The 21,170-nt window shown below is 45.9% G+C and carries 21 protein-coding genes, 1 riboswitch and 1 other annotated feature; of the genes, 7 read left to right on the top strand and 14 right to left on the bottom strand.

Annotation, left to right across the window (positions count from 1 at the left end):
• Window positions 1–302: 302 nt before the first annotated feature.
• From leuS to M1D90_RS05620, 4 genes are all read right to left on the bottom strand, one after another.
• Window positions 303–2,717 (bottom strand): leucine--tRNA ligase, encoded by a 2,415-nt coding sequence (leuS, locus tag M1D90_RS05635; protein ID WP_103750249.1) that lies wholly within the window; start codon window positions 2,715–2,717, stop codon window positions 303–305.
• Between the two features lie 112 nt (window positions 2,718–2,829).
• Window positions 2,830–3,036, bottom strand: a binding site (T-box leader).
• Between the two features lie 102 nt (window positions 3,037–3,138).
• Window positions 3,139–3,468 carry a DUF4257 domain-containing protein gene (locus tag M1D90_RS05630; RefSeq protein ID WP_016885609.1) on the bottom strand — a complete coding sequence of 110 codons (330 nt, stop codon included), beginning with the start codon at window positions 3,466–3,468 and terminating at the stop codon, window positions 3,139–3,141.
• A gap of 220 nt (window positions 3,469–3,688) precedes the next feature.
• The gene (locus tag M1D90_RS05625) at window positions 3,689–4,870 is read right to left on the bottom strand and encodes an MDR family MFS transporter (RefSeq protein ID WP_020452654.1); all 1,182 of its coding nucleotides are present in this window, start codon (window positions 4,868–4,870) and stop codon (window positions 3,689–3,691) included.
• A gap of 120 nt (window positions 4,871–4,990) precedes the next feature.
• Window positions 4,991–5,815 (bottom strand): MetQ/NlpA family ABC transporter substrate-binding protein, encoded by an 825-nt coding sequence (locus M1D90_RS05620; protein ID WP_456283177.1) that lies wholly within the window; start codon window positions 5,813–5,815, stop codon window positions 4,991–4,993.
• Between the two features lie 56 nt (window positions 5,816–5,871).
• Window positions 5,872–5,979, bottom strand: a riboswitch (SAM riboswitch).
• 131 nt (window positions 5,980–6,110) lie between these two features.
• Between M1D90_RS05620 and M1D90_RS05615 the strand changes: the two genes are divergently transcribed.
• Entirely contained in the window at window positions 6,111–6,791 is a 681-nt protein-coding gene (locus M1D90_RS05615; protein ID WP_145654350.1) for a sunset domain-containing protein, read from the top strand.
• Window positions 6,792–6,819: 28 nt separating this feature from the next.
• On the opposite strand, the gene M1D90_RS05610 is transcribed toward M1D90_RS05615, so the two are convergent.
• The 7 genes from M1D90_RS05610 to M1D90_RS05580 form a co-directional block, all read right to left on the bottom strand.
• Window positions 6,820–8,151, bottom strand: coding sequence for an ABC transporter permease (locus M1D90_RS05610; RefSeq protein ID WP_020452657.1), 1,332 nt, complete (start codon window positions 8,149–8,151; stop codon window positions 6,820–6,822).
• Window positions 8,141–8,839: an ABC transporter ATP-binding protein gene (locus M1D90_RS05605; RefSeq protein WP_023855839.1), complete on the bottom strand. Its 699-nt coding sequence runs from the start codon at window positions 8,837–8,839 to the stop codon at window positions 8,141–8,143. The genes M1D90_RS05610 and M1D90_RS05605 overlap by 11 nt, the downstream gene beginning before the upstream one ends.
• 25 nt (window positions 8,840–8,864) lie before the next feature.
• Window positions 8,865–9,845 (bottom strand): ABC transporter permease subunit, encoded by a 981-nt coding sequence (locus tag M1D90_RS05600; protein ID WP_128823570.1) that lies wholly within the window; start codon window positions 9,843–9,845, stop codon window positions 8,865–8,867.
• Entirely contained in the window at window positions 9,839–10,717 is an 879-nt protein-coding gene (locus tag M1D90_RS05595; RefSeq protein ID WP_023855837.1) for an ATP-binding cassette domain-containing protein, read from the bottom strand. Before M1D90_RS05595 ends, M1D90_RS05600 begins: the two co-directional genes overlap by 7 nt.
• Window positions 10,710–11,102 (bottom strand): GntR family transcriptional regulator, encoded by a 393-nt coding sequence (locus M1D90_RS05590; protein WP_003184565.1) that lies wholly within the window; start codon window positions 11,100–11,102, stop codon window positions 10,710–10,712. Before M1D90_RS05590 ends, M1D90_RS05595 begins: the two co-directional genes overlap by 8 nt.
• 41 nt (window positions 11,103–11,143) lie before the next feature.
• Entirely contained in the window at window positions 11,144–11,272 is a 129-nt protein-coding gene (locus M1D90_RS05585) for a hypothetical protein (RefSeq protein WP_020452661.1), read from the bottom strand.
• A 125-nt stretch (window positions 11,273–11,397) separates the two neighbouring features.
• Entirely contained in the window at window positions 11,398–11,670 is a 273-nt protein-coding gene (locus tag M1D90_RS05580; RefSeq protein ID WP_065643617.1) for a YtzC family protein, read from the bottom strand.
• Window positions 11,671–11,822: 152 nt separating this feature from the next.
• On the opposite strand from M1D90_RS05580, the gene M1D90_RS05575 reads away from it, so the two are divergent.
• The 3 genes from M1D90_RS05575 to gltP all read left to right on the top strand — a co-directional run bounded on the left by M1D90_RS05575 (window position 11,823) and on the right by gltP (window position 14,789).
• A complete protein-coding gene (locus M1D90_RS05575; RefSeq protein ID WP_065643616.1) occupies window positions 11,823–12,791 on the top strand; it encodes a TIGR01212 family radical SAM protein in 969 nt (322 codons plus the stop codon).
• Complete coding sequence (locus M1D90_RS05570; RefSeq protein WP_023855833.1) at window positions 12,788–13,372, top strand: tRNA (mnm(5)s(2)U34)-methyltransferase; 585 nt, start codon at window positions 12,788–12,790, stop codon at window positions 13,370–13,372. The genes M1D90_RS05575 and M1D90_RS05570 overlap by 4 nt, the downstream gene beginning before the upstream one ends.
• Before the next feature lie 166 nt (window positions 13,373–13,538).
• Window positions 13,539–14,789: a glutamate-aspartate/proton symporter GltP gene (gene gltP / locus M1D90_RS05565; RefSeq protein ID WP_023855832.1), complete on the top strand. Its 1,251-nt coding sequence runs from the start codon at window positions 13,539–13,541 to the stop codon at window positions 14,787–14,789.
• A gap of 40 nt (window positions 14,790–14,829) precedes the next feature.
• On the opposite strand, the gene M1D90_RS05560 is transcribed toward gltP, so the two are convergent.
• Both M1D90_RS05560 and M1D90_RS05555 read right to left on the bottom strand, forming a co-directional pair.
• The gene (locus tag M1D90_RS05560) at window positions 14,830–15,909 is read right to left on the bottom strand and encodes a tetraprenyl-beta-curcumene synthase family protein (protein ID WP_456283176.1); all 1,080 of its coding nucleotides are present in this window, start codon (window positions 15,907–15,909) and stop codon (window positions 14,830–14,832) included.
• 14 nt (window positions 15,910–15,923) lie between these two features.
• Complete coding sequence (locus tag M1D90_RS05555; RefSeq protein ID WP_023855831.1) at window positions 15,924–16,703, bottom strand: alpha/beta hydrolase; 780 nt, start codon at window positions 16,701–16,703, stop codon at window positions 15,924–15,926.
• A 43-nt stretch (window positions 16,704–16,746) separates the two neighbouring features.
• On the opposite strand from M1D90_RS05555, the gene M1D90_RS05550 reads away from it, so the two are divergent.
• From M1D90_RS05550 to M1D90_RS05540, 3 genes are all read left to right on the top strand, one after another.
• Window positions 16,747–17,265 carry a gamma carbonic anhydrase gene (locus M1D90_RS05550; RefSeq protein ID WP_020452666.1) on the top strand — a complete coding sequence of 173 codons (519 nt, stop codon included), beginning with the start codon at window positions 16,747–16,749 and terminating at the stop codon, window positions 17,263–17,265.
• A 174-nt stretch (window positions 17,266–17,439) separates the two neighbouring features.
• A complete protein-coding gene (locus M1D90_RS05545) occupies window positions 17,440–17,964 on the top strand; it encodes a phosphatase PAP2 family protein (RefSeq protein WP_396278778.1) in 525 nt (174 codons plus the stop codon).
• A 59-nt stretch (window positions 17,965–18,023) separates the two neighbouring features.
• On the top strand, window positions 18,024–19,160 hold the full coding sequence (locus M1D90_RS05540) for a glycosyltransferase family 4 protein (RefSeq protein WP_023855829.1): 1,137 nt from the start codon (window positions 18,024–18,026) through the stop codon (window positions 19,158–19,160).
• 41 nt (window positions 19,161–19,201) lie between these two features.
• Here M1D90_RS05540 and asnB read toward each other — a convergent pair whose 3' ends face one another.
• A complete protein-coding gene (gene asnB, locus M1D90_RS05535; protein WP_023855828.1) occupies window positions 19,202–21,100 on the bottom strand; it encodes an asparagine synthase (glutamine-hydrolyzing) in 1,899 nt (632 codons plus the stop codon).
• Window positions 21,101–21,170 lie beyond the last annotated feature (70 nt).

Below are 21,170 nucleotides of genomic sequence, written 5' to 3'. Positions count from 1 at the left end.
CGAAGCGAACGGCTGAAATATTTTCATCCTTTCGGCGGAATGACAGGGCTTTCAGATTATTAAAAAAAATCCCAAAACGGCTTTTAGTTTTGGGATTTTGTCATCCTTTGTCCCGCAATCCTTGCAGTCTGGGAAAGCCGAGCATCGGAGCGGTCTTCCACAGGATGTGGTGACGGCGGTGTTAGGCGGTTAGCCGCCTGATCTTTTCTCCTATCGTAAGCACCGGCTTAGCAGGCCTGCCAACGAATGCGCGGGTTTGTCGGCACGCTGAAAAGCCCCTTCGGATTGAAGGGGCTTTTCCATTAATTTGCGACAATATTTACAAGCTTTCCAGGTACAGCAATCACTTTTCTGATCGTTTTCCCTTCGAGCTGTTCTTTTACTTTTTCATTGTTTTTCGCCAGCTCTTCAAGCTGTTCTTTGTCGGCGTCGGCTGGAACGTTCAGCTTCGCTTTCACCTTTCCGTTCAGCTGAACGACGATTTCGACTTCGTCATCAACGAGCTTTGCTTCATCATAGACAGGCCATGCTTCATACGTGATCGTTTCCTCATGTCCAAGTCGGCTCCACAGCTCTTCAGCCAAGTGAGGCGCAACAGGAGACAGCAATTTCACGAAGCCTTCCATGTATTCTTTCGGAAGCTGATCAGCTTTATATGCTTCATTGATGAAGACCATCAGCTGAGAAATACCTGTATTGAAGCGCAGACCTTCGAAATGGTCTGTTACTTTCATGACCGTTTCGTGGTAGACGCGCTCAAGCGTTTCGCCGGCTCCTTCAACGATCTTCTCGTTTAACCCGCCATTGTCATCGATGAACAGACGCCATACGCGGTCAAGGAAGCGGCGGGCGCCGTCAAGTCCTGTCGTTGACCAGGCGATCGATGCATCCAAAGGCCCCATGAACATTTCGTACAGCCGGAGCGTGTCCGCACCATGAGTCTCCACTATTTCGTCCGGATTGACGACATTGCCTTTGGATTTGCTCATTTTTTCGTTGTTTTCACCAAGAATCATTCCTTGGTTATAAAGCTGTTTGAACGGCTCTTTCGTCGGAACGACCCCGATGTCATAAAGGAATTTATGCCAGAAGCGCGCATACAATAAGTGAAGAACGGCGTGTTCCGCCCCTCCGATATACATATCGACAGGAAGCCATTCCTGTAATTTTTCAGGAGAAGCCAGTTCGTTCGGGTTTTTCGGATCGATGTAGCGCAGGAAGTACCAGCAGCTTCCCGCCCATTGCGGCATCGTATTCGTTTCGCGTCTTCCCTTTTTGCCTGTTTCAGGGTCTGTCACTTCCACCCATTCTTTAATGTTCGCAAGAGGGGACTCACCCGTTCCGCTCGGTTTGATTTCCGACGTTTTCGGCAAGATCAGCGGCAGCTCTTCTTCAGGAACCGGAGTCGATGTGCCGTCTTCCCAATGGATGACCGGGATCGGCTCGCCCCAGTAGCGCTGACGGCTGAACAGCCAGTCGCGGAGGCGGTATGTTACCTTTTTCTCGCCCTTCCCGTTTTCCTCAAGCCACTGAATCATTTTTTCGATCGCAGCCGCTTTATCAAGGCCGTTCAGAAAATCTGAATGGATGTGTTCGCCGTCGCCTGTATAAGCTTCTTTCTCAACATCTCCGCCTTTGACGACTTCTTTGATCGGCAGCCCGAATGCTGATGCGAATTCGTGGTCCCGCTCATCATGGGCAGGGACGGCCATGACCGCTCCAGTTCCGTATGTAGCCAAGACATAGTCCGCGATCCATACCGGAATTTTTTCCCCGTTTGCCGGATTGACGGCATAAGCACCTGTGAAGACGCCTGTCTTTGTTTTGGCAAGGTCTGTCCGCTCCAAGTCGCTCTTTGATTGAACTTCTTCGATATAGGCGTCGACCGCGTCTTGCTGTTCAGGCGTCGTGATTTTTTGAACCAAATCGTGCTCCGGAGCCAAAACGGCATATGTGGCACCGAATAATGTATCTGGCCGCGTTGTGAAAACCGTAAACGTTTCGTCTGTGCCGTCGACCGCAAAATGAACATGCGCCCCTTCGGAACGGCCGATCCAGTTGCGCTGCATCTCTTTGATGCTTTCCGGCCAGTCGAGTTCTTCCAGATCTTCAAGCAGACGGTCGGCATAAGCGGTAATCTTCAGCATCCACTGCTTCATTGGACGGCGTTCTACAGGATGGCCGCCGCGTTCGCTTTTGCCGTCGATGACTTCTTCATTGGCAAGAACGGTTCCAAGCGCAGGACACCAGTTTACAGGGACTTCATCTACATAAGCGAGACCTTTTTCGTAAAGCTTTAAGAAAATCCACTGCGTCCATTTATAGTAGTCCGGATCTGTTGTATTGACTTCTCTGTCCCAGTCATACGAAAAGCCGAGCGCTCTGATCTGGCGGCGGAAGTTGTCAATGTTCTGCTCGGTAAAGACGGCAGGATCGTTTCCCGTATCCAGCGCATATTGTTCCGCAGGAAGCCCGAATGCATCCCAGCCCATCGGATGGAGGACATTGTACCCTTGCATCCGTTTCATGCGGGACAAAATGTCAGTTGCCGTATAGCCTTCAGGGTGTCCGACGTGAAGGCCTGCGCCTGACGGATACGGAAACATGTCCAATGCATAAAATTTCGGTTTGGATTTATCTTCACGCGTGGCGAACGTTTTATTTTTAAGCCAATAGTCCTGCCACTTTTTCTCGATTGTTTGATGGTCAAAACTCAATTGTAAAAACCTCCTTTGAATATGAGTACGGCTTCTTTGTATTCAAGTATGGACGGGACTGGCAGCGTTATATTCAGATTATTCTAAAATCAAAAAAACTCTCCCATCCCTAAGAAGGGACGAGAGATTTCCCGCGGTACCACCCTTGTTAGTGTGCATGCGGCACACTCACTTGATATCTGTAACGCAGATACGCGGCAGCAGCTCATCACTGCTGCAACTCTGAGGCGAGTTCGGAAGCTCATTTGATTGACTTTCACCAGCCGTCAACTCTCTGAAACAAAATGGGCTTCTTACTGCTCCTCTTCACTGTTCTTGCCGTAACCGTAATCTTATCTGTATTTTATAGAATTCTGTTCATAAGTGCAAGCAGGTTTGTATACAATGGGAATGTGCTGAAAAAAGGGTAAGAGTGAGGATCTTAATCGTGTGGAGATTTGTTTTGCCGTTCGGAGTTCTGTACATTTGCCTGCTGTTCTCTGACAAAGTCAAAGCTTCTCAATACAGCTTCACCGCCGTAGCCGGCAATGATCGATAACACGACAAGCTGAATTCCAGAATCAGGTTCCGCAGATAAAACAAGCAAAATAGAAGCAACCATTCCGACAAGAATATCTTCAAAAAATCCAAGGTAAATGAATCGTTTCGTTGTTCTCGGTTTCTCGAGGCGCCCTCTTTTTTTAACGTGCCCGAGAACCCCCATAATCCCTCCAATCAAACAAGCAACCAAAACTTGATGCAGCATCTTCATCACCTTCCTAAAGCCCTTAGTTTAGTCAAGCGACTTCAGGCCATCGAGCAGCCCCCCTAGACCCCTTGCGATGATATTCGATACTACCATACAGAAAATGTGTTCTGTCTGAGAAGAAAAAAAGCTTGTTTCTTCCATTATATGTGAAGATTTGGTTGATAATCTTGATTCCTTCGATTCATTTTCATATAATTACAATTACCTATTTTTTCTATACCACTTATGCATCTGATTGAGCGGAGAGCTGCTTTTCCTTCCTGTCGTATAAAAACGCCGTTCCTATTGCGAACAGCAGCAATACGAGCAGAACCGCAAGCAAAAGCTGCATATTGAAATAATCAACCAGCATTCCGCCAAAAAGCGGCCCGATCATTCTTCCGCCGGTCGCCATACTGTTGACAAACCCTTGATAAAACCCTTCTTTTCCCCTCGGAGCGAGACGGTTGGCGATTGTCGGCACAGCCGGCCATACAAGCATTTCGCCAATGGTCAGCACAACCATCGCGGCAAGAAACGCCGGAAACCGTTCAGCGCCAAACAAAATTCCGTATGCCATCATAAAAATGACAAATCCGATCACGATTTGGTTTTTCAGCGATTCGGCAAACCGTTTCACAAAAAAACCGATCAGCGGCTGACCGAAAACAATGAGCGCCCCGTTCACTGTCCAAAGTACGCTGTACTGCCCAAGAGATATCCCCAGCTCCTGGGTGTGTGAAGCGATGGTCGAGGACCATTGCGAATAAGCGACCCAGCCGAGCAGGTAGCCCGTACATATAACCAAAAGCGCGGAGAATCTAGATTTCCCGCTGACTGAATCGGCATGATCCAAAACAGAAGACTGCATGGCTTTTTCAGACCGAATGCGTCTAAATCCGAAAATCGCAATCATGAAAAAGACGGCATACAGCATTGCATTCGCCAGAAAAACATACGTAAATGAAAAAGACGCGACAATTCCGCCGAGCGCTGAACCAACTGCCACCCCTGCATTTTGCGCCACGTATACAGCATTGAACGGCTTTCTGCCGCCTTCCGGCCAAACCGAGCCGGCCATTGCATAGCATGCCGGAAACACGATCCCTGATCCAAAACCGGCCAGTGTTAAGAAAAGAATGTATTGGAACCACTCGTGAAAAAAGACGAGGCCTGAAAGGCTCGCAAACGTGATCACAATTCCAAGTACGACGGTTTTAAATCCGCCGATTTTATCGAATAGATATCCCCCGAACAGGTTGCCCAGCACATTTGCCCCTGAGTTCAGCATCAGCACAAATCCGGCCGCTGTCAGCGACTTTCCCAAATGCTGATGGATATAGATGGTATTCAGCGGCCATAAAAAAGATGCCCCTGTGACATTGATAAACATTCCGATGACCAATAGCCATAATGTGCGCGGCATAGCGTTTCCTTCTTTCTCTTTAGCATTCCCTCTAGATTCTATTCGTTTTGCCCATTTTTTTCAATTGACACGATTTCGATTTTCAACATAAAAAACCCCCTTTTTAAAGGGGGAATTTTTTTATGATTGCGTCATCCATTTTGGCTTTCCGAAACCGGCGAATTCCCGATCGATCGCATCTTCGAAAGCTTTGGATCGTACCGCTTCTTTGAGATCTTTGGCGAATGGCTTGTCTTTGTTTTTTTCATCCACTACCACTTGATTGCGGTAGCGGTCAGGCATGTTCTCAAGCGCCAGCGCGTCCTGCAACTTCATATTAGCGGAGAGAGCGAAATTACCCGGGACAGCCGCGATATCCAGGTCATCGACCGCTCTTGGAAGATTGGCAGATTCAAGCTGTTTAAATGTCAGCTTTTTCGGATTTTCCGCAATATCCTGCACAGAGGCTTTCAATGTGTCGACATCGCTTTTCAGCCGAATCAGCCCCTGATCCTGGAGCGTTAAAAATGCCCTGGCGGCATTGGCCGGATCGTTTGGAACAGCCACTTCCGCCCCGTTTTTGACATCGTTCAAGTCGTTATATTTGGCAGAATAGAGACCCATCGGAGCGGTCGGCACAGAAATGAGTGCAGCAAGATGTTTATTGTTTTCTTGATTGTATGATTTCATAAAAACCTCATGTTGAAACAAATTGGCGTCGAGTTCGCCTTCGCTTAACGCCGTGTTCGGCTGTACATAGTCGGTGAATTCAACCACTTCAACTTTGTAGCCTTTTTTCTCAAGTTCAGGCTGAATCGCTTTTTTGACCATATCGTAATACGGTCCTGCAGTAGCGCCTATTTTGATCGTTTTACCATCGCTTTCGGCATTGTTTCCGCATGCGGCCAGAAGCGCCAGGCTCAAGGCCAGTCCCAGCACGGAAGTCCATTTTAATATCTTGTTCATGTACATCTCCTCCTCCAAAATAAAAAAAACTCTTTCGGCGCCTGAAAGAGTTGTTCAACTTATCTTTCAGAATGCGCCTGACATTCTGCTGGATTTAGCACCTTGCTCTGCTGCAGGTTGCTGAGATTTCGCCGGGCCAGTCCCTCCATCTCTCTTTATAAGCTCCATATTCGGTTTTTTAAATGATTTCTTTATTTTACGTTTGAATATTTAGATTTGCAAGAAGTTTTTTGGTATAAACATTTTTTTCTTTTTAAGCTAAAATATAGTTATCAAACACGAAAGGAGACGAATCATGGAATCTATCATGCTGATCGGGTTTTTATCCTTTATTTTTTCCATCTGCTATCTTGTATTTCATTTGATCAGAAGAATCTTTTCTCCAGGCAAAAGGTTTTCCAGAAAACTCTTTTATCCTTGTTTTGCAGGCGGACTTCTCCTCCTGATCATCTCTGCGCCTTATTACAGTGAGGAAACATATGCCGTCGATGAGACAAAAACAGAGGACCTGACAACCGAGCTTCAGGAACTGAAAACTGAACACAGCGCTGTACAAAAGGAGCAAACCGCATTAAAGCAGCAGCTCAATCAAGCAAACGAAAAACTGAAGGCAGCCAAAACGGAGAATGACACATTAAAAAAAGAAAATGAAAAACTGACAAAAGAAAAAGACTCGCTTACGAAAAAAACAAAATCGCTGTCAGAAAAACTGGCTAAGGCTGAAGAAAAAAGCGGCAGTGCCGAAGCCACTGTAAAAGAAAAGAACGCCACCGCTCAGGCCGGAACGTCACACAGCGCGCCCTCCCCTAAGAAAAACAGCGGTGAAAGCAAACAAGAGTGCAAAATCAAAGGAAGCGTCAACCATATTTATCATACACCAGGAAGTACATATTATGACCGCACGAAAAACGTCGCCCGCTGGTTCTGCACAGAACAGGAGGCGCGTGATGCGGGGTACAGACCTCCGAAACGTTAAAAAAGCCGGCATACCGCCGGCTTTTTTCTTAAAGCTCTCTTCTTAATGCTGTCAGCACGTTCGTTCTTGTCGCTTTAATGGCCGGGTTCAGGCCTGAAAGAATGGCGACGCCTGCACTGATCAAGGTCGCGATAAGGACAAGACTGACCGGAATGTACGAGAAGGTGATGCTGAAGTCTGCCGCACTCGCTCCTCCTTCTGAAACCGATGATAAAATAGGTGGTATAATCTTGTTCACTAAAAAGCTGACACCGTATGAAATGATAACACCTAAAACAGATCCTAAGATACCGATATAGGCGCTTTCCAGCAGAAACATTTTCCTGATCACGTTCGGGCTTGCCCCGATCGCTTTCATAATGCCGATCTCCTGCGTCCGCTCTGTAACCGCCATTGTCATCGTGTTAAAAATGCCGATCGCTGAAATCAAGACGGCAATGACTCCGACGAAGATCAGACCGATTTTAAAAGCCATGAAAAAAAGATTAATGCTTTCGAGTTTTTTCGTTATTGAATCGACGTAGTAGCCTTCATCCTCCAAATCTGTTGTCAGCTGTCCGACATGTTCAAAGTTATCCGCGTAAACCGAAAGCTTTTTTTCGATCGTGCCGCTGTCTTTGTCCGCCTTCAGAAATCCGGTGATGTCTTTTTGCATGTCGTTGCTGACATAGACTGTTGAATCGCTTGCCCATTCATAAGAAGGTTTTTTCGTCACTCCGACAACTTTCAGATCATATGTTTTCGCTTTCCCTTCTTCTCCTGTTTTTTCATCCATTTTTGAGATCTTTAATTCAATTGTTTTGCCGAGAATATCTTCTGCGTATCCTTTTGGTTCTTTTACTTCCTCAGCATTATTTTCCATCTGCTTTTCATAATCTTGGGCTTCTTTTTTCGTCCAGAGATTCTTCCCGAAATGGTAGCCGACGACGATTTCATTCGGTGTTTTCGCTACGCGGCCGCGATCGAGTTTAATATTGGCTTTTTGTTCAGCAGCCATGTCAGTAATCGTGATATTCGACATTTGATTGTTTGTCCTGTTGCCCAACTTTGCTTCAGCAGGTGCGAACACCTGCGTGCGCTCGATAATCGCGGACACATCTTTGCGATTTTCGAATTCTTTCAAGTCTTTCTTTTGAACTTTCTGATCGCTTTGCCCTTCTTTTCCGACAACATTTATCTCAGTCACGATTTGCTCTTTCATCAGCTGTTCAGTCAGCGATTTTTGCAGGCCGAATCCGACCGATGCGAGCACGATTAAAAACGCGCAGGCCACCGTTGTTGCGAGAATGGTCATGAATACACGCAGGCGGTTTTTCTTCATATTTCTTCTAATGAACTTCAACTGATCCTTAAACTTCAACAGTCTCTTCCCCCTTCTCTAATACGCCGTCAGATAACTGAAATTTCGTTTTGGCGATCGATGCCACCTCGTCATCGTGCGTGATGATGACGAATGTAATACCGCGCTCCCTGTTCAGCTGCCGAATGAATTCGAGGATTTCCTGCTCTGTTTCGGAATCGAGGCTTCCGGTCGGTTCGTCGGCTAAAATGATTGACGGATTCAAAATCAAAGCGCGGGCGATGCTGACGCGCTGCTGCTGTCCGCCTGAAAGCTCATTCGGATAGTGTCCAGCGTGGTTTTCAAGGCCGACGCGGTGAAGCATCTCATTGACGCGCTGCTTCCGCTCAGACGGATGAACACCTTTTAAAGTCAGAGGCAGTTCGATGTTTTCGTAAGTCGTCAAGCTCGGAATCAGCTGAAAACTTTGAAAGATGAAGCCGAAATGTTCAAGCCTGAATGCCGCCCATTCTTTTTCGCTGTACTTTGTGACATCCGTACCGTCAATGACGATCTTACCTTTTGTCGGGGCGATATAGCCGGAAATCAAGTTCAACAGCGTCGATTTTCCGGAACCGCTCCGTCCGACAATGCAGGCGATTTCGCCTTTTTCAACGGTAAGCGAGACATCCTTTAACACTTTAACTTCATTTTCCCTCCCCTTTTTACCGACTTTAAATGAGTGGTGAATATGCTCTACACTGATCATTTGTAAATCTCCTCTCCATTATGGATTACAGCTGTTTTATTTTTTTGAAAATCAAGAAGTAACTGATTAAGAATCCGACTGCCGAACCGATCAACATACCGAAGATATAGCTGAACAGGCTAGAAGAAGTGGCTGCGCCGAATCCCCAGATGCCAAATAAAATCACGAGAATTTGAATCGGGCGATCCATTTTTCTCCAGAGAAAAAAATGTCCGTTCCGTTCAAGCTGCTGTTTGATAAAGCAAAAATAGCCGATTATATAAAACAAGATCCCCATGACCAGCGGAATCAACAGCGTAAAGGCCAAGCCGCCGTTATGGACGCCGAAACCGTCGAGGTACACAATCGGCGTTATATAATTTAAAAAATATGAATCCTGAGAAAATAAAGCAGAATTAACCCCAAAGAAACTCATGATAATCTGCAAGTTTGCCATCGGAAGGCCGATCAGCAAATAAGGCAGAATCGACGTTGAAAAAGCAACAATCATCTGGGCCAGCGGATTGCCGGTCATCGCGCCCGCCGCCATGACAAGCGAGTAGACCATAAAGCAGAATATGACCGATCCGATAAAATACTCGTGAAAGTTGACGACGTCAACCTTATACAAAACAACTAAGGCATAAGATAACAAGTAAGATAATAGCTGGGCTGTTAAAAGAATTGTAATACCCAAGAAATATTTCGTATTGAAAATGATGCCTCGCCTATAAGGGAGCCCGAGTGTGAAATCAAGCGTTCCTCTGCTCCGTTCAAACCCGATCTGGCTGAGTGCAAGCGCGACTCCGCCAATCCAGAACATTCTCATGACCCCGCTTATCTCATAATCTTTATATAAAACGCACTCTATATCGGGAAATTTTTTCTGTTCCGCAAGACATCCTTGATACTGAAAATAATCATTTAAAATCGAAAACGGTTCACTCAGCATCACCGCTGCAAACACAACTAAAAAAATCCAGAAATGCTGTTTCCACTCTTTATATAAAAGTCCGCGGTCTACCATCTTCGCTTACCTCCATACTTTGCGATGAATACTTCCTCAAGACTGACCGGAAGCTCGTTCCAAACTTTCGGAGACAAACTTTTTAGAAATTGTTTGCTCACATCGTCTGCTTTCGGAATCAACACCGTATAAAACACGCCGGTGTGATCCAAAACAGGGATTTCCCTTTCCCTGATTTTCAAATTGACATCTTCTTCAAATGCCATTTGGATTTTAATAAAATCGCCTTTCAGTTCATCAAGATCCATGATGTTCGACAATGTATTGTCTTCGAGAAAACCGATTCGGTTGCACATTCTTTCAATATCCTCAAGCCGGTGGGATGTGATGAGAATCGTCGTGTTGTTTTCAGCCACTTCATCGACCATCAGCTGGAGAACATCTTGTCTTGTGACGGCATCAATGCCGTCTGTCGGTTCATCGAGCAGGATGACCGCCGGCCGGATCGCAAATGACAAGATCAGCGACATTTGCTTTTTCAATCCTGTAGACAATTCCCTGTACTTTTTTGTTTCGGGAATATCGTAGCGGTTCATTAATTCATTAGCGTATGTAACATCAAAGTCAGGATAAATGTTTCGCAAAATATTGACGAGCTGTTTGTAATTGTATTTTTCGAAATAGGTGTTTTGAACGGGCATATAGACGATATTGCGCTTGACGAGCGGATGGTCCTTCACCTTGACGCTGCCGAAGTAGATATCTCCCTCATCAGGCAGCAGGATTTGCTGAATCAGGCGGAGAAGCGTCGTTTTCCCTGAGCCGTTTCTGCCGAGCAGTCCGAAAATCTCTCCTTCCTCAAGCTTAAAGGAGATGTTTTTGAGTATTTGTTTTCCGTCAATCGTTTTTGATACAGATTTGAGCTCAATCATTCACTTCCCCTCCTCTCACTTCTTCGTCGATTTCCGCCATCCACTCCTGCAGCTTTTTAGTGTCGATCCCAGCGTAATGCGCATCGATGATCAGCTGCTTTAACTGCTCTTTAATCATCGCAATCTTCCCTTCATCAAGCGTAACTTTCGCGTTTTCTGAAATATACGTTCCTCTCCCCCTCAACGTTTCAATTATTCCTTCCCGTTCAAGTTCTTTATAGGCTTTGCTGACAGTATTCGGGTTTGCAATGATAATGGTTGCAAGCTCTCTGACAGAAGGAAGTTTATCTCCAGGCTTGATTATCCCTTTTAAGCAAAGCTCTTTCATCTGCTGGATAATCTGCTCATAGATCGGGGTAGAGCTTCTCGGATCGATTTGAATCATCTATCTCCCTTCTTTCTCGTTCAATCTCAGGTCATTCACTTTTAAAAAAACACGTATCCCAAATTTTCTTGAATTATAAAGCCCAGCTTCGCAAGAACAAACAAGAACGAACAGGCAATGATAAACGCCACGACCACCATCGGCGTTATTTTTTTATGTTTATCACTCATGAGTATTACTCCTTTACATGTGTGTGTTAATTGTATTACTCGATATAGTACACCTAATACATTAAATACATCGTCCTTTTTGTCAATCACTTTTTTTCAAAAAAATGAACCCTTTCAAAAAGGGTTCATCTTTCATACGATCTCTGCAGAATCATATTGTTTTGAAGGGTTTGCAGCTGAAGCCTTTTGCGGTGAATTTCCTCCCTTTGTTGCTCATTGGCAAACAGCGAAAGCTTGTTTAATTCATTGACCGCGTTTTCAAGCATCAGCTGCGCATCGCTGAACTCTGTCTCATTGTAATGTTCCTGCCTGCTTGCAGTTTCAAATTGAGATAAAGCATAATCATAAGCATCTTCGCTTCTTTGGATGTGCTCTCCGACGGATTGTCTTGTAGCCAAAGAAAACCCCTCCTTAATGGAAAAATCCATCGTGATTAGTTTGGCCATCACAGCCGTGATCATTGAAGAAAATAATTGGGAATCGGTTTGTTCTTATCGTGTTTATTTGCTACAATTTTAGGATGCGTAATACTAAAAGGAGGTCCTTTTGTTTGCATCAGAACAACCCTTTTCCATATACGAACAGTGAAAAACGATATCATACATGGAATTATCATTTACGAAATCATTTCGGTCATAAAGTGTTTAAAGTCGCCCTTGACGGAGGCTTTGACTGCCCGAATCGCGACGGCACGGTCGCACACGGCGGATGCACATTTTGCAGCGCCGCAGGGAGCGGAGACTTTGCGGGAAACCGAGCCGACGATCTGCTGACCCAATTTAAAGAAGTCCGCGACAGAATGCATGAAAAATGGAAAGACGGCAAATACATGGCGTACTTTCAAGCATTTACGAATACGCACGCTCCTGTCAGCGTTCTTCGCGAAAAATACGAAACGGTCCTCGGCCTCGACGGCGTAGTCGGCCTTTCAATCGCAACCCGGCCGGACTGTCTTCCTGACGATGTTGTCGAATATCTTGCCGAGCTTAATGAACGAACATACCTCTGGGTGGAACTCGGCCTTCAAACCGTTCATGAACGGACGGCTGATTTGATCAACCGTGCCCATGATTTCGACTGCTATGTAGAAGGCGTGAACAAGCTGAGGAAACACGGTATCCGCGTCTGCTCTCACATCATTAACGGGCTGCCTCTCGAAGACCGCGGCATGATGATGGAAACCGCAAAAGCGGTCGCCGATTTGGATGTGCAGGGGATTAAAATCCATCTGCTTCACCTGTTAAAGGGAACGCCAATGGTGAAGCAGTATGAAAAAGGAAAATTAACGTTCCTTTCGCAAGATGATTATGTCCAGCTTGTTTGTGATCAGCTTGAAATTCTTCCTCCGGAAATGATCATTCACCGGATTACGGGTGACGGACCGATCGAATTGATGGTCGGACCGATGTGGAGCGTCAATAAATGGGAAGTCTTAAATGCCATCAATGGAGAACTGGAAAGGCGCGGCAGCTATCAGGGGAAATGGTTCAACAAAGAGAAAGAAGGCATCGCCACATGAAGCTCAAGAAGATCCTCCCTTATGCGAAAGAACTGCTGAAAACAGCCGCAGGCGAAGGAGACATCGTCATTGATGCGACAATGGGAAACGGACATGATACGTATTTTTTAGCAGAACTTGTCGGTGAAAACGGACATGTCTATGCCTTTGATATCCAGGAAGAGGCGCTGATCCATACTGCGGAAAGACTTGGAAACGAGTACAAAGACCGGGTGACATTGATTCAAAAAAGCCATGATGAGCTCATCACTTCGCTTCCTGACGACATCTCAGGCAAGGTGGCAGCAGCTGTGTTTAACCTCGGGTATCTTCCGGGAAGCGACAAATCGGTGACGACAAAAAGCGATTCAACCATCGCCAGCATCAAGCAGCTTCTCAAAATCCTGAAAAATGAGGGGCTGATCGTACTGGTCGTCTACCATGGCCATCCCGAAGGAAAGCGGGAAAAGGACGCCCTGCTCGAATTTTGCACATCACTCGACCAAGATACTGCCCGCGCCCTCTGTTACCAATATTTAAACCAGCGAAACGATCCGCCTTTTATCATTGCGATTGAAAAGAAAATAGCGGCTCAAAAATGATATCTTGAAAATCCTCCATTAGGAGGATTTTTTTCATCCAAACATAATGTAAGCGATATCAAAATAAAATATAAGAAATTTTTCGCAATTTTCTAAAAAGAAAAGGTGTTTCACTCTTTGTCACGAAATTATTGAAAACTCATGTAAAATACGGAGGGATTTCGCTTTGAAAAAATTTATCGCTTATCAAATTTTGATCGCACTCGCCATTGGAGCAGTGATCGGACACTTTTTCCCTGATTTCGGAATGGCGCTGCGCCCCGTCGGAGACGGATTTATCCGCTTGATTAAAATGATCGTCGTTCCGATCGTTTTTTCTACAATCGTCATCGGAGCGGCCGGAAGCGGAAGCATGAAAAAAATGGGCAGTCTCGGCATCAAGACGATTATTTGGTTTGAAGTGATTACGACGTTCGTGCTCGGACTCGGGCTGCTTTTGGCTAATGTGCTAAAGCCCGGTGTCGGCCTTGACCTCTCCCATTTGGCCAAAAAAGATATCGGCGAGCTCTCAGGCTACACGGAAAAAGTGGTCGATCTTAAACAAATGATCCTCGATATTATTCCTACCAACATCGTTGACGTCATGGCCAGAAATGATTTGCTTGCCGTGATCTTCTTTGCGATATTGTTCGGCGTCGCAGCTGCCGGGATCGGCAAAGCCTCAGAGCCTGTCATGAAATTTTTTGAGTCTGTTGCCAATATCATGTTCAAACTGACGCAGATGGTTATGGTCACAGCCCCTATCGGCGTGCTTGCTCTTATGGCCGCATCCGTCGGGCAATACGGCATCGAACTCCTGCTTCCTATGTTAAAATTAGTCGGCACTGTTTTTCTCGGACTGTTTCTCGTTCTTTTTGTTTTATTTCCGATTGTCGGTCTTATTTTTAAAATTAAATACTTCGAAGTCCTGAAAATGATTTGGGATTTGTTTCTGATCGCGTTCTCCACTACGAGCACAGAAACAGTCTTGCCGCAGCTGATGGACCGCATGGAGAAATACGGCTGCCCAAAACGGGTCGTTTCCTTTGTGGTTCCTTCAGGCTTATCGCTGAATTGTGACGGCTCCAGCCTATATTTATCTGTCGCTTGTATCTTTTTGGCGCAGGCTTTCAATATAGACATGAGCATTTCACAGCAATTGCTCATGATGCTCGTGCTAGTGATGACAAGCAAAGGGATCGCCGCCGTTCCATCTGGCTCGCTCGTCGTCCTTCTGGCTACCGCCAACGCAGTCGGCCTTCCCGCTGAAGGAGTCGCGATTATCGCGGGAGTGGACCGCGTGATGGACATGGCGCGAACAGGCGTGAACGTGCCGGGTCATGCTGTCGCCTGCATCGTTGTTTCAAAATGGGAAAAAAGCTTCCGGTATAATAAGCGTTTTGTACTTGAAAAACAATACCGGATGGAAAGCTTGTAAACAGCAAAAGCTCAAGCCGATGAACGGTTTGAGCTTTTCTTTACGAGCTTTTCATCCACGGCATTTTTTGAATTTTGCGGTAGGCCCTTCCGTTGATATAGAAGAAGTAGGAAGTTTTTCCGCTCGCTTTAATAAGGCGCTTCGCCAGCCGGCCGATTTCCTTTTGACCCGCGACCTTATCGTCTGATAAATAAACACCCAGAAGACCTCTGTTGATCAAACGGTGAAAGTTTTCGTGCGGAATCCCGCGCAAATGTTCATCCGCCATTTCAATGAAATATTCGAGCCTTTCCATCATATCTGAATGTGATGGGTAATACGTGCAGAAATTCAAATCTCCGCCGATTAAGTCTTCCTCCTGGTCAATTAAATAATCGAGCAGGATGTGCAGTCCCTGTATGTACGGAAAATAGCTGTCGCGGATCTTTCCGGCCATCGATTCAGTAAAATCGGAACGGACGGAATACGATACGAGGCAGAAGATGCCGAGCGTTGAACCCGCACAGGCTGAGAACTCGTACCATTCCATTTTCGGCAAGGCCGATCTATAATTCTCAAACCACGCTTCGAGCCGGGGGACACGCTCATGCTCCACAACGTGTTTATGAACTTGCAGATCGCAGTAATAGCTGCAAAGCTCAAGCAGGTGCTGCTTGATCAAATCATAGTTCTCAATTTCCGCAAGCACGTCTTGGCACGTTTTCACTAAGTCGTGCAAATAGCCTTGATCATCCTGGTCTTCCCTGAACCGGTAATAGTTCTTCAATTCAGCCCCGACGGTCAGCGCGTCTTTCATTGACTGATGAAGCATGGAAAAATCATCAGGGTCAAGCGAGGTGCTCCGGTCGCATAGATTGTCGAGATAGTCGCTTATCGTCTGATACGCCGTAATAAACCGGATCGACTGCTCGATTTTGTCGCCTGAAAGGAGGGCCATAATGCCGCCGCCTTCACAGTGAAAGGTTTTATCCCTGATGCTGGCTTTCGCCTGCGTTTTCAGCTCGGGATTTTGAATCGTTTCAGCTTTTCGTTTCCACTTGTCCAACTCATGATGAACAAGGGGAAAAACTTCTCTGTATACTTTAGCCATTAATCCAAAAGGATGCTCCGGTACTGCCAAAGAATGCACCTCCATTATGTCATATACTGTTCCACAAACGCTCTGGCCGCTTTAAAAACGTCTTCCCGCTCAGGCTCATTAAAAATTTCGTGGTATAAGCCCTCCCATTCCCTGTACGTCTTATTGTGAGAAGCAAGCTCGTTAAACCACTTGACGACCATTTTTTTGTCGACAAGCCAGTCTGTGCCCGCCTGCATGACAAAGAGCGGGATGTTGAGAAAGGCGTCCGTCGGCTCCATCGCGCTTTTCAACGCTTTTAACATTTCTTGATACCATCTGACAGAAACTTTTGTGATATATAATGAATCGTTGATGTCCATTTCGATGACTTCTTTGTTTCTCGTCGCTTTATCAGGCGTGATCCCGGATTCAAACCGCATGGACGGAGCCAAAACGTTGAGCCCTTTGGAAATCCAGTCCAAAAATTTGTTCGGCTTTAATTGCAGCCCGAGACAAGGGGATGATAAAATGAGACCGGCAATGCCGCTTTGCTGCTGCTTAAACCACTCGATCGCGATCAGGCCGCCCATGCTGTGCCCGAGCATAAACACAGGCAGTTCAAATGCTTTCGCCCTGGCGACCCATTTGTCCACTTCATCAATATATTCTTGAAACGAGCGTATATGTCCTCTTTCTCTTGTCGAAGTTCCCTGGCCGGGCAAATCCCCCATGACGACATTAAACCCGGATGAACGCCACATTTCGGACAGCCATTTATACCGCCCGTGATGCTCACATGCACCGTGAATGATGACGATTGAAGCAACTGGTCTTTCCGCTTCCATGCACCACATGCTGACCACCTCACACAATTTTATAAATGAAAGGATGAAACCAATGATCTACCCTTATAAAAAAACGGAACCCGTTATTCATGAAACGGCGTTTATCGCCGACAACGCGGTCATCACCGGAGATGTAACAATCGGAGAGCAATCAAGCATCTGGTTCTCTTCAGTTATCCGCGGCGATGTCGCCCCGGTCAGGATCGGAAAAGGCGTGAACATTCAAGACCTTTCCTGCCTGCACCAAAGCCCTGAGCGCCCTCTTGTGATTGAAGACGGTGTGACGGTAGGCCATCAGGTTACACTGCACAGCTCCGTGATACGAAAGCATGCCCTTATCGGAATGGGGTCGGTTATTCTTGACGAAGCGGAAGTCGGGGAAGGCGCTTTTATCGGGGCAGGCAGTCTTGTCCCGCCTGGCAAAAAGATCCCGGCCGGGCACCTCGCATTCGGCAGGCCCGCTAAAGTCATCCGCCCGTTAACTGACAAGGATAAACAGGAAATGGAAAGAATTCGCAAAGAATATATTGAAAAAGGACAATACTACAAATCCTTGCAAAAAAAAGATTAGCTTTGCTACAACTTTACCATTTTTTCACCGATAATTTAAGCAATAACCTTTTCGGCCGCACGCGTCTGCGGCTTTTTTCTTTTCCGAAATCTTTACAAATACTTATCATTTGCTAAACATTCATTTTTTACAATAAACATGAAGCAGCCATTCATGTAAAGGGGGTTATGACATTTGAATAAACTGATGGTCGGCATCTACAACTTTGAATGCCGGATCTTCCTCGGTATGAACAGCTTATTTCACCAAAAAGCACTAAACCGTTACTTTCGTTCCTCAACACATCTGGGAGGGGCATTCTGCACGATTTCCGCTTGCCTGTCTCTCTTGCTGTTCGGATCCGGAAGTGTTCGTACAGCGGGGATCGCCAGCGCCATTGCACTTTTGGTCAGCCACCTTCAAGTCATGCTGATCAAAAAGCTGTATCCAAGAAAGCGGCCGTATTTAACGCTAAAGGAAACACAGGTTTTGCAAAATCCGCTCAAGGATCATTCTTTTCCATCCGGCCATACGACCGCAGCATTTTCCGTCATTACACCGCTAATGATATTCTTTCCGATACTCGCGCTTTTATTAATTCCGGTAGGCATCAGTGTGGGACTCTCCAGAATTTATCTCGGTCTTCATTATCCTTCGGATGTTCTGGCAGGCACGGCCCTCGGGATATCAGTCGGAACTTTGTCGGCGATGGTTTTCTAAGCCGGCCGTTTCTTCCAAAGCGTCACTGATTTTTTACATCACAAACAGGAGGGGAAACGATGAAAATTGCGATATTTACGGACACTTTTACACCGGATGTGAACGGATGCGCCAGAACGCTGAAAAGGTATACGGATTATCTTGAAAAAAACGGGATGTCCTATAAAGTATTTGCGCCGGAAAGCACGCATGAAACACAATTTTCGAGCCGCATCCGCCGTTTTACGAGCATGCCGTTCTTCTTATACCCCGAGTGCAGAATCGCTCTTCCTAATCTCATCAAAATGAAATCAGAACTCCGCGAATTCAATCCCGATCTCATTCACATCGCGACTCCTTTTAATATCGGCCTGGCAGGGCTCAAGCTTGCGAAGAAATGGAACATCCCTGTCGTAGGCTCTTACCATACCGATTTTGACCAGTACCTTTCATATTATGATCTTCAAATGTTTTCCAAACTATTATGGAAATATATGCACTGGTTTCATAAAGATTTTCGAAAAATTTTTGTCCCTTCGCGCGAAACGTTTATGCAGCTCAAAGCCAAACAATTCAGGAACCTCTCCATCTGGAAGCGCGGCGTGGACTGCTCGCTGTTCAGTCCGGCGCATCAAACCGAACACATCCGCAAGCGATACGGCATAAAGGAAACCTATATCCTCAGCTATGTCGGAAGGCTTGCACCTGAGAAAGATTTGGAGACGCTGCTCAAGATCGCAAGTCACCCCAATTTGAAAGATGGCGTCCACTGGCTGATCGCGGGAGACGGCCCGTTAAAAAAAGAGCTTGAGAAGCGTGCTCCCCTCAATATGACTTTTGCCGGCTATGTCAAAGGAGAAGAGCTGGCAAGCATTTATGCAAGCTCAGATTTGTTCGTCTTTCCTTCTCCGACGGAAACCTTCGGAAATTCCGCGCTTGAAGCGCTCGCCTGCGGGACGCCTGTTATCGGGGCAGATTCCGGCGGCCTGAAAGACTTTATACAAAACGGAAGAAACGGTTTTCTTTCCGAACCTGGAAATCCGGATGCATTCACCGAAAATATATTGCGCGTCCTCTCCAATGTGCCGTTAAAAAAACGGATGTCATACGATGCGAGAAGCTATGCCCTTACCCAGTCGTGGGAAGTGATTTTTGACAATCTCTTCTCCGAATGTGAACGTGTGCTAGCAGATTTATCAGCTGAAAAACCGGCATAAAAAAAGAAGGTTTTCGATTAACGAAAACCTTCTTTTTTGACTTAAACGATAATGACTTCTTTTGGCTGATGATTCAGTTCTTCCGGTACAAAGCGCTTTTCAACGAAAATGCTGTGCCAGATCATAAAGATGAGAACCGTCCAGATTTTGCGGCTGTTATCCGCTTTGTTGGCGCAGTGGTCTTCAAGAAGCTGAAGCACGTAATCTTTATGGATATATGCGTCTGTCTCGCTCTCTTTAATGATGTTCACGGCCCAGTCATGCATTTCGTTTTTCAGCCAGTGGCGGATCGGCACAGGGAACCCTAGCTTTTTGCGGTTTAAGACATGATCTGGAACGATGCCTTCCGCCGCTTTTCTAAGCAGATATTTTGTCGTGCCGTTTTTCGTTTTCAGCTCTTCCGGAATTTTGGAAGCCGCTTCAAATACGACTTTGTCCAAAAACGGAACGCGGAGTTCCAGTGAATTGGCCATCGTCATTTTGTCGGCTTTCAGCAAAATGTCACCGCGCATCCATGTGTGGATATCGACATACTGCATTTTGTTAATTTCGCTGTAGGACTTGCTTTCTTCAAAATATGGCTTTGTCACGTCACAGTAAGAGAGGTTGCTGTCATACTGGCGAAGAAGTTTTGATTTCATGCCTTCTTCAAAAATCTTTGCGTTGCCGATATATCTCTCTTCAAGAGGTGTACAGCCCCTCATTAAAAAGCTTTTCCCTTTCATTCCTTCCGGCATCGCTGAAGCTACGTGCAGAAGCATCTTTTTCAGCGGGGACGGAATTCGTTCAAACGGCTTTAATGAAAGCGGCTCCCGGTAAATATTGTAACCGCCGAACAACTCATCTGCTCCTTCTCCGGACAAAACAACCGTAACTTGCTTCTTCGCTTCCTTCGCGACAAAATACAAAGGAATTGCAGCAGGGTCTGCCAACGGATCATCCAGATGCCAGACGATCTTTGGAAGCTCGTTCATATATTCTTCAGGGGAAATGATCGCGCTGAAGTTCTCCACGCCGACCCTATCAGCGGTTTCTTTCGCAACGTCAACTTCGCTGAAGCCTTCATGTTCAAAGCCGACAGAGAACGTTTTTAAGTTGGGATGAAATTGCTTTGCCACCGACACGATAAAAGAAGAGTCGATGCCTCCGGAAAGGAAGGAACCTACAGGTACATCGCTTCGCATATGGACTTTTACGGAATCAAAGATCGCGTCTCTTACTTCCTGAACAAGCTTGTCTTCTTCGGTCTGAACAGGCTTGAATTGAACTTTCCAGTATGTTTTAAATTGAATATCCTCGCCCGGGCGGACAGTAAACTGATGGCCCGGTTCTACTTTTTGCACCTTTTTGTCAAGCGTCTCAGGCTCTGGTACAAATTGGAATGACGTATACTGCTGAAGCGCTTTTTCATTCAATTCCAAATCGGCATCAACAGCCATCAGGCTCTTTCTTTCTGACGCAAAATAAACATGGCCGTCCGTTTTCGTAAAATAGAGCGGCTTAATGCCGAACGGATCGCGCGCTCCGTATAGGAGCTGTTCTTTTTTATCCCAGATTAAAAAAGCAAACATTCCGCGCAGCTTGGAAGCAGCTTCCTGTTTGTAGTGGCGGTAAGTCGCAAGCAAAACTTCCGTATCTGAATCGGTTTTGAACTCGTATCCTTTTGAAATAAGTTCGTCTTTCAGTTCTATATAGTTATAGATTTCTCCATTAAAAATAATCCAATAGGAATCATCTTCATAAGACAGAGGCTGTCCTCCGTTTTCCACATCGATGATGCTGAGCCTTCTAAATCCGAAGCCTACATGCTCATCATGATAGTACCCATCATCGTCCGGACCGCGGTGTACAATCATTTCATTCATTTGTTTAATCAGTTCTTCCTGGGCTGCTGTCTCGGATGATGGGCGATGATTGAATACCCCTACAAATCCACACATAGTATTGCCTCCGATTTTTTAAATTTCGTGCAGAAATCAAAGTCTGCTTCTTGATTAGACAAGTGTTTAA

It is taken from the genome of Bacillus sp. JZ34, from assembly GCF_053903205.1.
The sequence above is the reverse complement of the archived record's forward strand: the minus strand, read 5'-3'. Positions and strand labels throughout refer to the sequence as shown.

What these genes read in the sequence shown, in the direction of transcription:
- M1D90_RS05630 (WP_016885609.1), bottom strand. Translation starts at nt 3,468, where the DNA reads ATGAAGATGCTGCATCAAGTTTTGGTTGCTTGTTTGATTGGAGGGATT.
- M1D90_RS05625 (WP_020452654.1), bottom strand. Translation starts at nt 4,870, where the DNA reads ATGCCGCGCACATTATGGCTATTGGTCATCGGAATGTTTATCAATGTC.
- M1D90_RS05620 (WP_456283177.1), bottom strand. Translation starts at nt 5,815, where the DNA reads ATGAACAAGATATTAAAATGGACTTCCGTGCTGGGACTGGCCTTGAGC.
- M1D90_RS05615 (WP_145654350.1), top strand. Translation starts at nt 6,111, where the DNA reads ATGGAATCTATCATGCTGATCGGGTTTTTATCCTTTATTTTTTCCATC.
- M1D90_RS05605 (WP_023855839.1), bottom strand. Translation starts at nt 8,839, where the DNA reads ATGATCAGTGTAGAGCATATTCACCACTCATTTAAAGTCGGTAAAAAG.
- M1D90_RS05600 (WP_128823570.1), bottom strand. Translation starts at nt 9,845, where the DNA reads ATGGTAGACCGCGGACTTTTATATAAAGAGTGGAAACAGCATTTCTGG.
- M1D90_RS05595 (WP_023855837.1), bottom strand. Translation starts at nt 10,717, where the DNA reads ATGATTGAGCTCAAATCTGTATCAAAAACGATTGACGGAAAACAAATA.
- M1D90_RS05590 (WP_003184565.1), bottom strand. Translation starts at nt 11,102, where the DNA reads ATGATTCAAATCGATCCGAGAAGCTCTACCCCGATCTATGAGCAGATT.
- M1D90_RS05585 (WP_020452661.1), bottom strand. Translation starts at nt 11,272, where the DNA reads ATGAGTGATAAACATAAAAAAATAACGCCGATGGTGGTCGTGGCGTTT.
- M1D90_RS05570 (WP_023855833.1), top strand. Translation starts at nt 12,788, where the DNA reads ATGAAGCTCAAGAAGATCCTCCCTTATGCGAAAGAACTGCTGAAAACA.
- M1D90_RS05555 (WP_023855831.1), bottom strand. Translation starts at nt 16,703, where the DNA reads ATGTGGTGCATGGAAGCGGAAAGACCAGTTGCTTCAATCGTCATCATT.
- M1D90_RS05550 (WP_020452666.1), top strand. Translation starts at nt 16,747, where the DNA reads ATGATCTACCCTTATAAAAAAACGGAACCCGTTATTCATGAAACGGCG.
- M1D90_RS05540 (WP_023855829.1), top strand. Translation starts at nt 18,024, where the DNA reads ATGAAAATTGCGATATTTACGGACACTTTTACACCGGATGTGAACGGA.
- asnB (WP_023855828.1), bottom strand. Translation starts at nt 21,100, where the DNA reads ATGTGTGGATTTGTAGGGGTATTCAATCATCGCCCATCATCCGAGACA.